This window comes from Ensifer sp. ENS09, assembly GCF_014852425.1.
GTDB lineage: Bacteria > Pseudomonadota > Alphaproteobacteria > Rhizobiales > Rhizobiaceae > Ensifer.
In genome coordinates this window covers 1-12,748 of record NZ_JACVBP010000003.1, presented here as the reverse complement: position 1 = coordinate 12,748, position 12,748 = coordinate 1, and the positions used below count along the sequence as shown (strand labels likewise).

General features: G+C 62.0%; 13 protein-coding genes and 1 tRNA gene. 5 read left to right on the top strand and 9 right to left on the bottom strand.

Annotated elements, in window-relative coordinates:
• Positions 1-33: 33 nt before the first annotated feature.
• From eutC to IB267_RS15120, 8 genes are all read right to left on the bottom strand, one after another.
• Positions 34-1,026 carry an ectoine utilization protein EutC gene (gene eutC, locus IB267_RS15155; RefSeq protein WP_192448354.1) on the bottom strand — a complete coding sequence of 331 codons (993 nt, stop codon included), beginning with the start codon at positions 1,024-1,026 and terminating at the stop codon, positions 34-36.
• Positions 1,023-2,024, bottom strand: a complete 1,002-nt coding sequence (gene eutB, locus IB267_RS15150) for a hydroxyectoine utilization dehydratase EutB (protein WP_192448353.1) — start codon at positions 2,022-2,024, stop codon at positions 1,023-1,025. Before eutB ends, eutC begins: the two co-directional genes overlap by 4 nt.
• 2 nt (positions 2,025-2,026) lie before the next feature.
• On the bottom strand, positions 2,027-2,803 hold the full coding sequence (eutA, locus tag IB267_RS15145) for an ectoine utilization protein EutA (protein WP_192448352.1): 777 nt from the start codon (positions 2,801-2,803) through the stop codon (positions 2,027-2,029).
• The gene (ehuD, locus tag IB267_RS15140) at positions 2,803-3,465 is read right to left on the bottom strand and encodes an ectoine/hydroxyectoine ABC transporter permease subunit EhuD (protein WP_192448351.1); all 663 of its coding nucleotides are present in this window, start codon (positions 3,463-3,465) and stop codon (positions 2,803-2,805) included. Before ehuD ends, eutA begins: the two co-directional genes overlap by 1 nt.
• A gap of 2 nt (positions 3,466-3,467) precedes the next feature.
• Complete coding sequence (ehuC, locus tag IB267_RS15135) at positions 3,468-4,127, bottom strand: ectoine/hydroxyectoine ABC transporter permease subunit EhuC (protein ID WP_192448350.1); 660 nt, start codon at positions 4,125-4,127, stop codon at positions 3,468-3,470.
• Between the two features lie 69 nt (positions 4,128-4,196).
• On the bottom strand, positions 4,197-5,039 hold the full coding sequence (gene ehuB / locus IB267_RS15130; protein ID WP_371742580.1) for an ectoine/hydroxyectoine ABC transporter substrate-binding protein EhuB: 843 nt from the start codon (positions 5,037-5,039) through the stop codon (positions 4,197-4,199).
• A 72-nt stretch (positions 5,040-5,111) separates the two neighbouring features.
• On the bottom strand, positions 5,112-5,897 hold the full coding sequence (gene ehuA, locus IB267_RS15125; protein WP_043616018.1) for an ectoine/hydroxyectoine ABC transporter ATP-binding protein EhuA: 786 nt from the start codon (positions 5,895-5,897) through the stop codon (positions 5,112-5,114).
• Between the two features lie 122 nt (positions 5,898-6,019).
• Positions 6,020-7,441: a PLP-dependent aminotransferase family protein gene (locus tag IB267_RS15120; RefSeq protein ID WP_246765130.1), complete on the bottom strand. Its 1,422-nt coding sequence runs from the start codon at positions 7,439-7,441 to the stop codon at positions 6,020-6,022.
• Between the two features lie 67 nt (positions 7,442-7,508).
• Here IB267_RS15120 and IB267_RS15115 point away from each other — a divergent pair, with 67 nt between their 5' ends.
• From IB267_RS15115 to IB267_RS15095, 5 genes are all read left to right on the top strand, one after another.
• Positions 7,509-7,991, top strand: a complete 483-nt coding sequence (locus IB267_RS15115; protein ID WP_192448347.1) for an Lrp/AsnC family transcriptional regulator — start codon at positions 7,509-7,511, stop codon at positions 7,989-7,991.
• Between the two features lie 117 nt (positions 7,992-8,108).
• Complete coding sequence (locus tag IB267_RS15110; protein ID WP_192448346.1) at positions 8,109-9,605, top strand: NAD-dependent succinate-semialdehyde dehydrogenase; 1,497 nt, start codon at positions 8,109-8,111, stop codon at positions 9,603-9,605.
• Positions 9,606-9,642: 37 nt separating this feature from the next.
• Entirely contained in the window at positions 9,643-11,022 is a 1,380-nt protein-coding gene (locus tag IB267_RS15105) for an aspartate aminotransferase family protein (RefSeq protein WP_192448345.1), read from the top strand.
• 287 nt (positions 11,023-11,309) lie between these two features.
• On the top strand, positions 11,310-11,774 hold the full coding sequence (locus IB267_RS15100; protein WP_192448344.1) for a transposase: 465 nt from the start codon (positions 11,310-11,312) through the stop codon (positions 11,772-11,774).
• Positions 11,775-11,903: 129 nt separating this feature from the next.
• Complete coding sequence (locus IB267_RS15095; RefSeq protein ID WP_192448343.1) at positions 11,904-12,455, top strand: hypothetical protein; 552 nt, start codon at positions 11,904-11,906, stop codon at positions 12,453-12,455.
• 171 nt (positions 12,456-12,626) lie between these two features.
• Here the strand turns inward: IB267_RS15095 and IB267_RS15090 are convergent.
• Positions 12,627-12,703 (bottom strand) — tRNA-Met (locus IB267_RS15090).
• Positions 12,704-12,748: the final 45 nt, after the last annotated feature.

Here is a 12,748-nt window from a genome sequence, read left to right as displayed (position 1 = left end):
GGTTTTTCCTCTATACCCGGCGAAAAGCCGGTCTCAACTCTCGAAGATCGTGCCGGTGCCCGTCGCTGCCGCGCGGGCGGCAGCAAGCGTTGCGATGGCCGTGTCCTGAATGCCCGTGCCGGTCAGGTCCGCCACGGTGATCTGCTCGGGGCTGCTACGGCCCGGCTTGCGCCCGGCGATTATCTCGCCGAGTTCGGGGAAGATCGTGCCCTCCGTCACGAGGCCCGCTTCGATGGCATGGTGGAGTTCGCCGAGCCTGCGCGTCTGCTTGAGGCTGTCGGCGACGTAGAGGCCGACGCCGGCGACAATGGCGGGCTCGATCTCGTTTTTGTGCTCGGCGTCCGACCCCATGGCCGTGACATGCTGGCCAGGCTGGAGCCAGTCGGCCCGAAGCACCGGTGTTTCGGACGGCGTGGTGGTGACGATGATGTCGGCGCCATCGACAGCGGCGCGGCCGTCGGCCTCGGCACGAACCGGAAAGCCGAGCTTCACCGTCATGTCCGCTGCGGAGGCCTTGGCCTTTGCAACGTCTCTTGCCCAGATGCGCGCTTCGCGGATCGGCCGCACGAGGCTTAAGGCCTCGAGTTGCAACCTTGCCTGCCTGCCGGCGCCGAAGATGGCGGCGACCGTGGCATCCGGGCGCGAAAGCTGCCGAGCCGCGACGGCGCCGGCGGCCGCTGTGCGCACATCCGTCAGGTAACCGTTGTCGAGCAGCACGGCCTGCACCAGGCCGGTCTTCGTCGAAAGCAGCACCATCAGGCCGTTGGTGCTCGGCAGGCCGATCTTCGGGTTATTGAAGAAGCCAGGACTGATCTTGATGGCGAAACCATCGAGGCCGGGCACGTAAGCCGTCTTCACGTCCACCTCACCGCGCGCTTCGGGAATGTCGAGCCTCAGGATCGGCGGCATGGCGACCGCCTTGGTAGCAAGCGCGCGGAACGCGTCTTCCACACAGGCAATCGCTTCAAGATCGAGCGGAACGATGCGCCTCAGTTCTGCCTCGGTGAGAATCTTCATCGTGGTCATGCCGCTGCCTCCGCCAGCGGATCGACCCCGCCATTGATGACCCGCCGATGCAGGTCCATGTCGACATTGCGGCCGGAGAGGATAACTGCCACCGGCCGATCCAGCCCGCCAAGCCGGCGGGAAAGCAGAGCTGCGATGCCGACCGCCCCTGCCCCCTCGATCACCTCGCGCTCCTGGGAATACGCATGCCGCATTCCGACGGCGATCTCGTCTTCGGAAAGCAGGATCACGTCGTCGAGCAGTGCCCGGCACATTTCGAAGGTCACGGCGTTATTGAGGCCGATGCCGCCACCGAGGGAGTCGGCAAGGCTCGCCACCTCCTCGACGGCAACGGGCCCTCCGGCGTCAAGGCTCGCCTTCATCGCGGCCCCTCGCTCCATGGTAAGACCGATGACGCGGATCTTCGGTGACCGCCCTTTCACTGCCGCGGCGACACCCGCCGCAAGCCCACCGCCCGAAAGCGGCACAAGCACTGTCGCCACGTCCGGCATCGCCTCAAGGATCTCCAGCCCGAGCGTGCCCTGGCCGGCAACGACAACCCGATTATCGAAGGGTGCCACCATGACGAGACCGTCTTCAGCAACCAGGCGATCCACCTCAAGCTGCGCCTCGTCCTGCGATTTGCCGACGATCCGGACATTGGCGCCGAGCCTGCGGATCTCCGACACCTTGTTGTCGGGCACAAGCCTGGACATGCAGATTGTCGCAATCGAACCTTCAGTCCTGGCGGCATGGGCGAGCGCCCGACCATGATTGCCGGTCGAGGCAGCGACGACACCCCTTGCCCGCTCCTCAGGCGTCAGCGAGAGCACGGCATTCGTGGCGCCGCGAAGCTTGAAGCTGCCCGTCGTCTGGTGGTGTTCGAGCTTGAGGCCGACAGGAACACCGCAGCGTTCGGAGAGCGACGCGGAAAATACGAGAGGGGTATTCAAGACCCGACCGTCGATGCGCCGGGCCGCCTGTTCGATATCCGCCAATGTTACGGGAAGGTTCGACATCGCTACCGGTCCGAATAGGCAAGCGTCATGAGGCGACCGAGTTCCGGCCGCGCGGTTTCATTGCCGCAGAGGCGCAGGCACGCCCAGGCGGTGGCAAGGTTGCTGGTAACGACAGGCTTGCCGATGATGGCCTCGATCTCTGCCGCGACGCTTGCCGCGCGCACAGCCGTGCAGGATATGAAGAGTGCGTCGCTATCGGGTGCAGTCGCTTGCCTCGCAAAGGCAACGATTTCGTCCGGAGAAATGCGCGCCATCTCCCGGTCGTCGTTAAGACCAAGGCAGGTGAAACGGGCGATCTCGAAGCCGAGGGACAGGAAATAGTCGGCCATCGGCTTGCTGGTCTCGATTGTATAGGGCGTGAGCACCGAAATGCGCTTGGCGCCGAAGGCCTTGAGACCAGAGACGGCCGCCGCAGTCGGCGTGACGACGGCGGCACTCGGTTTGGCGGCGCGCACGGCCGCTTCCACTTCCGCGTCGCCGATGACGACGGAGGCGGAGGTGCAGGAATACATGACGACGTCGAGGGGCTCGTCCGGCAAGATGAGCGCGGCCGCCGAGGTCAGCGAGGGCTGCATGGCGCGCAGGTTTTCCGGCGTCACCGGGTTCGCGTAAGGAATGCGCGTTGTGTAGACGCCGATCCGCTCGCTTGCCACCATACGCTGAAAGTCCACTTCCGTGGTGTGGTCGGTCGCAAGGATGATCAGCCCGACGCGCTTTTCGAGCGGACGCTCATCCAGCTTCGGCATGCGCGAGGCGAGAGTAAGGTCGAGCGTCTGCATCAGCGTTCCTCCACCCGGGCGTAGCGTTCTTCCAGCCAGCGCAGGAAGACGACGGAGATCAGGCTCATAATCAGGAAGAAGACCCCGACCAGCGTCATCGGCTCGATATAGCGATAGCTGCTGTTGGCGACGCTTTTCGCCTGGTTCATCAGCTCGAGCACGGTGATGGCGGAGAGCAGCGGCGTCTCCTTGAACATGGCGATCAGATAGTTGGCGAGCGCCGGGATCATCGGCGGGATCGCCTGCGGCAGGATGACGTGGATCCAGGTCTGGCGGCCGGTGAGGTTCGTCGCCCTGGCCGCCTCCCATTGGCCGCGCGGCACGTTCTCGATACCGGCGCGGTAGACCTCGGCCGCATAGGTCCCATAGTGAAGCCCGAGGCCGATGATGCCGGCGAGCATTGCCGGCAGGCGGATGCCGATATCCGGCAACACGAAGAAGATGAAGTAGAGCTGCACCAGAAGCGGCGTGCCGCGAATGAACTCCACGATGAAGCCCGTGGCCTTCGCAATCGGCCTGGGCGCGGTCATGCGAAGGATGGCAAAGACGAGGCCGATGACGGCGGCAAGTGCTGCGCCGAACACGGTCGCCAGAATGGTGATCTTCAGGCCCTCAAGCAGGGTCGGCATGATTTCCCAGACGAAATTCCAATCCCATTCCATCGTCAGGTCCTCACGCCATCAAGGCCACGCGTTACCCGGCGCTCCAGCCAGCGCATGCCATTGGAGATGGCGAGTGCCATCAGGAAGTAGAGTACGAGGATCGTTGCGAAAGGAATGAGCGTGCTGCCGGTCTGGGCGCGGACCACCTGGGCCTGAAAGGTCATGTCGGTGAGCGAGATCAGCGACACGACGGCCGTGCCCTTCAAAAGCTCGATCGCGTTGTTGCAGAAGGTCGGGAGCATCAACGGCAGCGCCTGCGGAAGGATAATGTAACGCATCGACTGATAGCGCGAGAGATTGAGCGCGATGCAGGCCTCGCGCTGCTCGCGACCGATCGCCTTGACGGCGCCGCGCACGACCTCCGCCCCATAGGCTCCCACATTCAGTCCCAGCGCCAGCACGCCGGCCTGAAGCGGCGACAGGGTGACGCCGGCGAATGGCAGCACGAAATAGACCCAGAAAAGCTGAACGAAGATCGACGTGCCGCGGAAAAACTCGATATAGGTAGTGGCAAGCGCGCGAACCACGAGAAAGCGGCTGACGCGCCCGAGACCGGCGACGAATGCCATGACGACGGCGAGCATCGAGCCGAGCACGGTAAGCTCAAGCGTCACCAGCGCGCCTTCAAGGATCAGCCCTATGTAACCAGACCAGTCGGTCATCGATCTTCCAACTACGAGGGAGTGGATTGCCTCTCCCCGGCTCGGGAAGAGGCCGAATTGCTGCGGTGCCTACTTGGCGGCGCAGAGCTTTTCGCGGGTCGTCGACATCGCGGCTGCGGCCGAGAAACCATAGGGCTCGATGATCTTGGCAAACTCACCCGACTGCTTGAGCTTTGCCAGTTCCACATCGAAGGCGTCACGCAAGGCTTCCTCACCCTTCTTGAAGGCCGCGCCGTCGCAATAGACTGGAGCGCCTTCAACCGGTGCCACGACTTCGACGCTGGGGTCGTTCGCCTTGGAGACAAGAGCGTTGATCGAAAGTACCGGGAGCGAATAGACGTCGATACGGCCGTCCTGCAGCATCTTCAGCCCGCTTTGGCCATCCGGCACAACAATAACGCGGTCGCGCGGGACGCCGGCTTCAAGTGCGAGCTTTTCTTCCGTACCGCCACCTGGCGCACCGATCTTTGCGTCTGGATTATCGGCGATGTCCTTGTAGCTTTTCAGCTTCAACGGGTTGCCCTTTTTCAGCGCGAAGGCTTCGGCGTCGCACAGGATCGGTTCTGAATAGGCAACGGCGTTGCACCGTTCCGGCTTCATGAAGAGGCCGGCAGTGATGACGTCGTGGCGGCCGGCCTGCAGGCCCGGGATCATCGCACCGTATTCCGAGATCGAGGCGACGATGTCTTCGACCCCGAGGCGTTTGAAGACCTCTCGTGCAACGTCCGGAGCCGCGCCGGAAACCTTGCCGTCGGCGGCGACTGCCGTAAAGGGCGGCTCGTTGGCGATGGCAACGCGGGCGAAACCCTGTTCCTTCAGTTCCTCAAGCTTGCCGTCGGCCCAGGCTGGTGCTGCGGCGAGCATTGCCGCCAGGGCGCCCGTGCTGGCGGTTATGGTCAAAAAGGTTCTCATGCTCATAGTTGCGAACTCCTCTGGCTGTCCCTGGTTTTTGTTTGGAGCCTTGTTTCCGGGCGGCAAAGCCGCTCAGACGCGGTGCCCTGCCGCGATGATCTTGCGCAGGAAGGTCTGCGTGCGTTCCTGCTTGGGTGCGCGGAAAATCTCGTCGGGCTTGCCCTCTTCGACTATTCTGCCGCGGTCGAAAAAGAGAATGCGGTCGGCAAAATCATGGGCGAAGCCCATCTCATGCGTGACGAGCAGCATGGTCATGTCTGTTTCGACCGCGAGCTTGCGCATGACATTCAGCACTTCTTCGACGAGTTCCGGGTCGAGCGCCGAGGTCACCTCATCAAAAAGCATGATCTTTGGCGAAAGAGCCAGCGCCCGGGCAATCGCAACGCGCTGCTTCTGTCCGCCGGACAATTGCGCCGGCATGCTCTTTGCCTTGTCGGCCATGCCCACCATGTCGAGAAGCTCCATCGCCCGCTTCTCCGCCGCGGCCTTCGCCATGCCTTTCGTCAGCATCGGCGCCAGCGTGACATTGTCGAGCACGCACTTGTGCGGGAAGAGATTGAAGTGCTGGAAGACCATGCCGATCTTCTCGCGCATCTTGTGCAGATGGCGGTCATCGGCCGGCGCGAGACTGCCGTTCTTCGGCATGTGATAGAGCTGGTCGCCGTCGACCTCGATATGGCCGGCGCTGATCGCCTCCAATGTCATGAGAATGCGCAGGATCGTAGTCTTGCCGGATCCGGAGGGACCGATCAGCGCTAGCTTTTCGCCCGGCAGCACGTCCATCGACAGACCGTCGAGTACGGTCAAGGGACCGTAGCGTTTGGTGATGTTGTCGATGCGGATGATCGGCGCTGCCATGCATGTCTCTCCCTATTGAGACAAGTGATGGCGCAACGATGCGCGGCAATCAAAATCATGTCAATGTCAATAATAATATCAGTACAATTATTCTGACGTCGCCCATTTGCAAGGCAGATCACTCAAATCGCGAGCAACAGCGCTTCCGGATTTCCGCTGGCGAGTGAGGCGAGAATGCCAAGTCCAGTGCGCAATTCCTGCTCGGTGGTCGAGCCGAGCGAGATGCGCACCGCCGGCTGCCAGCCCTGGTCGGCCGTGCGGAACGAAGAACCGGGCGCTATCGCCACACCGCGCAGACGCGCCTGGGAGACGAAGCCGTCTTCCGTATGCCCTTCCGGCAACGGCAGCCACACATGTAAGCTCTGTGGATGGGTATAATAGGGCAAGCCGGCGAGCGCCTCCTCGGCGATCGCGTGACGAACGCCAAGTGCCCGGCGCTGCCAATTGACAAGTTCCATCGCCGTGCCGTCGCTGACCCAGAGGGTCGCGATCTCGGCGATTGAGGGCGTCGCCATCCAGTTGGAGACGAGATGGCGGTTGGCAACCGCTGCGACGTAACGATCCGGGGCGGCGAGATAGCCAATGCGCAGGCCCGGTACCGTGATCTTCGTGAAGCTGGTGACGTAGAGGGTGCGCTCCGGCGCATAGGCCGCAATCGGCGGCGCCCGACCTTCCACAAGCGGCCCCAGGATGTCGTTCTCGATGATCGCGATATCGTGGCGCCGTGCGACGTCGGCAAGCGCCTGCCGGCGCTCAGGCCCCATCAAGGCCGCGGTCGGATTGATCACCGAGGGCTGGAGAAAGACGGCGCGGATGACGCCCGTGCGGCAAGCTTCATCCAGCGCCTCGGGGATCATGCCTTCGCGATCGATCGGCAAGCCCTCGAGATGAAGGCCAAGATAGCTGGAAAGCGGCACGAGCGTGTGGTGGCTGATCGCTTCCGTCGCAACGGTCGAGCCTGGCGGAGCAACGCTCATCAGCGCCACTGTCATGCCCGAGGTGGCGCCGTTGGTGAGGCTGATGTTGAGCGGAGACACATCCAGTCCACAACGCGACAGCCATTCGGCTGCGACGTTACGATGGCGCGGGAAAACCATGTTGGGCCGGAAGGAAAGCGCCGAACTCGACGGAAGGTTTTCCGCCAGCCACCCGAAGGCTCCGCGCATGCGCTCCAGATGCAGCTGTTCGCACACGGGCTTGAGGATCGAAAGGTCGACAAGCTCGCCAAGACGCTCGGGCAGATAAGGCGGCTCAGGCTCTTTCGGCCTTGTCTGCACGAAGGAGCCGCGACCGATTTCGCCGGAAATGAGCCCCCGTCGGATCAGCTCGTCATAGGCACGACTGACGGTCTGCACGGAAAGCTTCAGGTCGTCGGCGAGCTTGCGATGAGGCAGAAGGCGCGTCCCGTTCGGCAAGTGCCCTTCCTGGATGGCGCGAGCGATCTGTTCGGCGAGAGAGAGATAAGCCGGCCGGCGCAACTGGGATATATCGGGTCGCCAATTTGTCATGATTTTAACAGTGCTCAAAATCAGTTCAATTGACAACGCCAAAATGGTTTCCCATTGTCTTTTCCTCCACTTTGACACGATCCCCGCCCGGAGGGCGCCCTGAATGAAACTCGACGCCATCGACCTGCGTATCCTGGAGGCGATCCAGGAGAACGGGCGCATCACCAAGCTGGCGCTGGCGGAACGGGCGGGCCTCTCACCAACGCCCTGCTGGCTGCGTCTGCGCAAACTTGAGAAGGCAGGCATCGTCGCAGGCTATCACGCCCGCGTTGCCGTCAGACGCGTTGCGCCTGTTGCCAGCGTCTTGATGGAGGTGACGCTCGCCAATCATCGGCAAGTGGATTTCGAGCGTTTCGAACGCGCTGTCGCGACAACGCCAGAAATCGTGGCTTGCTGGTCGGTCGGCGGCGGCGTCGATTACATCCTGAAGATCATGGCCCCCGACATCGACGCCTACCAGCGTCTTGTCGACAGCCTGCTCGACCGCGAACTCGGTATCGACCGCTACTTCACCTACATCGTCACCAAGACGGTGAAGGAGGAGACCGCGCTTCCGCTGGAGACGTTGCTTCCCGCGTCTGAATAGAGAGATTGTCTACGGCCGAGCCCATCTTTGGCCAAAGTCTCGGGTGGCCACCCCGGCAATAGACAATCTGTCGCGCGCCCTCTGGCAGACTTCCTCCACCAACAGGAGGAGGCCGCCATGACCGCCGTATTTGCCCGAACGACCTTTCACGACGCGCTTGCCCGCCTTGCCGATCCTCATCTGCTCAGGGAACTCGCCTATGTCGGTGGTCGATGGATCTCTGGCCGTGACGGCGCAAGCTTCAAGGTGACGGATCCCGCCTCGGCGGCGACGCTTGCCTGGGTCGCCGCCCTTGATGGTGAGCAGACCGGGGAGGCCATTTCGGCGGCGCGTGACGCGCTGCCCGCCTGGCGCAGCATGCTGCCGCAGCAGCGCGCCGCGATCCTGCGCAAGTGGCACGACCTGATGCTGAAGGCGCGCGAGGATCTTGCCCTCTTGATGACCCTGGAGCAGGGCAAGCCCCTTGCCGAGTCCCGCGGCGAGATCGACTACGCGGCCTCGTTCATCGAGTGGTACGCGGAGGAAGGAAAGCGGCTGAATGCGGAAAGCGTCACCAGCCATTTGCCCGGAGCAGAGATGATCGTGCGGCGCGAGGCGCTCGGTGTCGTCGGGATCGTGACGCCGTGGAACTTCCCCTCCGCCATGATCACACGCAAGGCCGCTGCCGCGCTCGCAGCTGGCTGCACGGTGGTTGCGCATCCCTCCAGCGAAACACCGCTTTCGGCACTAGCCCTTGCCGAACTCGGCGAACGGGCCGGAATTCCCGCGGGCGTCTTCAATGTTGTGACCGGAGACGCCGCCACCATCGTCGGCCGCATGAACGCCGATCCGCGCATTCGCGCCATGAGCTTCACCGGCTCGACGGAGATCGGCAAGCTGATTGCAGGCCAGTGCGCGGAGACCATGAAGCGGCTGGTCATGGAACTCGGCGGCCATGCGCCGCTGATCGTCTTCGCCGACGCCGATGTGGAGAAGGCAGCCGACATCGCCGTCGCCGCGAAGTTCGCGACCTCCGGCCAGGATTGCCTCGCCGCCAATCGCATCTATGTCGAACGGCCCGTCGTTGCGGCCTTTACCAAGGCGTTTAAGGTTCGCATCGAAGCGTTGAAGGTTGCCTCGGGCCTCGAACCAGACGCCGAGATCGGTCCTCTGATGCACGAGCGTGCCATCGCCAAGGTGGAAGAACAGGTCGCCGATGCGTTGAAGCGCGGCGCGAAGCTCCTCACCGGTGGCAAGCGCCACAAGGCAGGCCCTCTGTTCTTCGAGCCGACCCTTTTGACGGATGTACCGAACGAAGCGCTGATCATGCGTGAGGAGACCTTCGGCCCGGTCGCCGCCGTCTCCGCCTTCGACACAGAGACTGAAGTGATCGACCGGGCAAACGACACCGAATACGGCCTCGTCGGCTATGTCGTCACCGAGAACGGCGCACGCCAGATGCGTCTTGCGCGGGCTTTGGAATACGGGATGGTCGCGATCAATCGGGTGAAAATCACCGGCGGACCGATCCCGTTCGGCGGCTGGAAACAGTCGGGCCTTGGCCGCGAAGGCTCGCGCCACGGCATCGAGGCCTTCACCGAACTCAAATATCTCTGCATCGACACGGCCGCCTGAACGCGGGCGCCACATTTCATACGCGAAAGGAAAGACCATGCTCGAGAAAAGCAACGAACTCAGCGCCTGGGACCGTGATCACTTCTTCCACCCGTCCACGCATATGGGCATGCATGCGCGTGGCGAAACACCGACCCGGGTGATCGGCGGCGGCGAAGGTGTGTACATTACCGACACCAGCGGCAGAACGAGCCTCGATGCTTTTGCAGGTCTTTACTGCGTCAATGTCGGCTACGGCCGGCAGAAGATCGCCGACGCGATCGCCGAGCAGGCGAAGAACCTCGCCTACTATCACGCCTATGTCGGCCACGGCACGGAAGCCTCGATCACGCTCTCGAAGATGATTATCGACCGCGCGCCGGAGGGCATGAGCCGCGTCTATTTCGGTCTTTCAGGCTCCGATGCAAACGAGACCAACATCAAGCTGATCTGGTACTACAACAACATCCTCGGTCGGCCGGACAAAAAGAAGATCATCTCTCGCTGGCGCGGCTATCACGGCTCGGGCGTCATGACGGGCTCGCTGACCGGACTGCATCTCTTCCACACCGCCTTTGACCTGCCCCGCGCGCCGATCCTGCACACGGGAGCACCTTACTTCTTCCGCCGCCCGGATCGCTCGATGGATGAAGAGCAGTTCTCGCAATATTGCGCCGACAAGCTTGAGGAAATGATCCTCAGTGAAGGCCCGGAGACGATCGCCGCCTTTATCGGTGAGCCGATCCTCGGTACGGGCGGTATCGTGCCGCCGCCGAAGGGTTACTGGCGGAAGATCCAGGCCGTGCTCGAAAAATACGACATCCTGCTCGTCGCCGACGAGGTGGTGACCGGGTTCGGGCGCCTCGGCGCGATGTTCGGATCCGACCACTATGGCATGAAGCCCGACCTCATCACCATCGCCAAGGGTCTAACCTCGGCCTACGCACCGCTTTCCGGCACGATCGTATCGGACAAGATGTGGCAGGTGCTGGTGCAAGGCTCCGACGAACTGGGCGCGATCGGCCACGGCTGGACCTATTCCGCCCATCCGATCTGCGCCGCCGCGGGCGTTGCCAATCTCGAACTGATCGACGAGTTGGGACTGGTCGAAAACGCCGGCAGCACCGGCGCCTACTTCCGCGCGGAATTGACGAAAGCCCTCGCCAATCACAGGCATGTGGGCGAGGTGCGTGGCGATGGCCTGATGGCCGCAATCGAATTCGTTGAGGACAAGGACGACCGGATCTTTTTCGATCCGGCGAAGAAGATCGGTCCGCAAGTGGCGGCCGCCCTGCTTGAGCGCGGCGTCATCGGCCGCGCCATGCCTCAAGGCGATATCCTCGGCTTTGCGCCACCGCTTTGCCTCACCATGGACGAGGCCGACATTGTCGTCAAAGCGGCGGCCGAGGCCGTCACGTCAGTCCTGGATAAAGCATAGGCGCAAAGCAGCCATAGATGCCTCAGTCTTGAACCCTGTCGTCGATGGGGCGGGAAACTCCCGCACCATCGACGACTGCCAGGCCTGCAGTGGAGTTGAAGCCTAGACGGCGAGCGTGAATGTGAACTCCCGCGGATATCGGGCCGAGCTGCACCGACAACAGCTGCGAGAACGACGAGGCAATTCGTATACCCTATTGGATCGGCATCGAAAATCGGCCGGCGAGTCGTGTTGACTCTGGCCTTCACTCGGTTGAAAAAAGGACGATCTTAAAAAAAGGATTACTAATGCCTGAAGAAAACACGACGCCAGCCACCCTGGTTGCCGAGGGATCAGCGACTGTGCACACACCTGAAAGCGCAAAGCGAAGCACAGCAAAACGTCAAAAAGCGGCCGGGGAAACGAAGAGCGCGACTTCGACGGCAACAGCATCAAAGCCCTCCGCCAAGTCCAGAAAATTCAGCGAACAAGAAAAACTCGAGAAGCTCAGGCAGATCGGGGCACAGGTCGCTGACGGCGCGAGTACGATGAAAGATGCGATCAAAAGCGCGGGAATATCCGAGCAAACCTACTATAACTGGAAGGGTAGCTTGAAGGCGGATGGTCAGCCTCGCAGAAAATCCGCTTCGGCCGGCGACGAGTTTGCCGAACTCGTGCAGCTCGAGGCCGAGAACCAGAAGCTGCGAAAGCTCTTGGCGGAAAAGTTGCGCGCGGAGAATGCCGAGTTGCGCAAGAAGCTTGGCATCGATTGAGGCAGGGAGAAGCCACGCGCTGAGCGCTGTGGCTCCACTGCTCCTTTAGCGGTCGGCTGTGATCCAAGCACCTGACTTTGTGCAACCAATCGTGCCGCAGCATTTCGATCCACATTGGGTTCAAACTATATGAAAACGCCACAACGCAGGTTCGTTGTTGAGTTCAAATCCGGCCGCCGTCAGCCAAAAGTGCCAACGGGTTCGATATGGGGAAACACCGACCTCAAGACCCTCGCGCGCGAGATTGAGACCGAATCGGCTCATCTGTTCGGCCACCGAGAATTGGGCGGCAACGGTGGTACTGATCACGCCGCGGATGCTGATGTTCCGAATTTTGTGGAAGAACCGGCCGTCGTGACAGCCTCCGATCCGGCCCATGTAGTGGCTGACCCGGTTGCTGGCGCACAGTCGGATGACGAAGTAGCTGGTTCCACGTCCGCCCCGCTCATGGTCGCCAAGACCCGCAGCGCACCAAAGCAGATGTCCCGGAAGAAAGCTTCCCGCCCAGCGCCGACTACAGCTGTGGGCAAAGACTCGGATCTACAATCGAGATCGACGCCAACGACGTCTCTCGAAGAACTGGCTGCACTTGATGCGGAAAACAGTCGCCTTCGAAAATTGTTGGCGAACCAGCTCCGTGTACAGAACGCGACGCTCAAGAGAATGCTGGAGCGGTTTTAGCTTCCGGCTTTATGTTCCGCTGAAGCGACCGTTGGCGCTGAATACCATCCTGCGCGATGTCATTGGGTCACAGGAGCGAGGTTGAGTTTCGCGCCGGCTTTGCTCGGTTTTCCGTGCCTTAGAACGCACAAAAGCCCGCCGGATTTCTCCTTGCGGGCTTTTGTTTTGATTTGGTTGCGGGGGCAGGATTTGAACCTGCGGCCTTCAGGTTATGAGCCTGACGAGCTACCGGGCTGCTCCACCCCGCGCCATCGCGGTAAATCCCTTTGGGATTTATCCGCTCATTGCGGGTT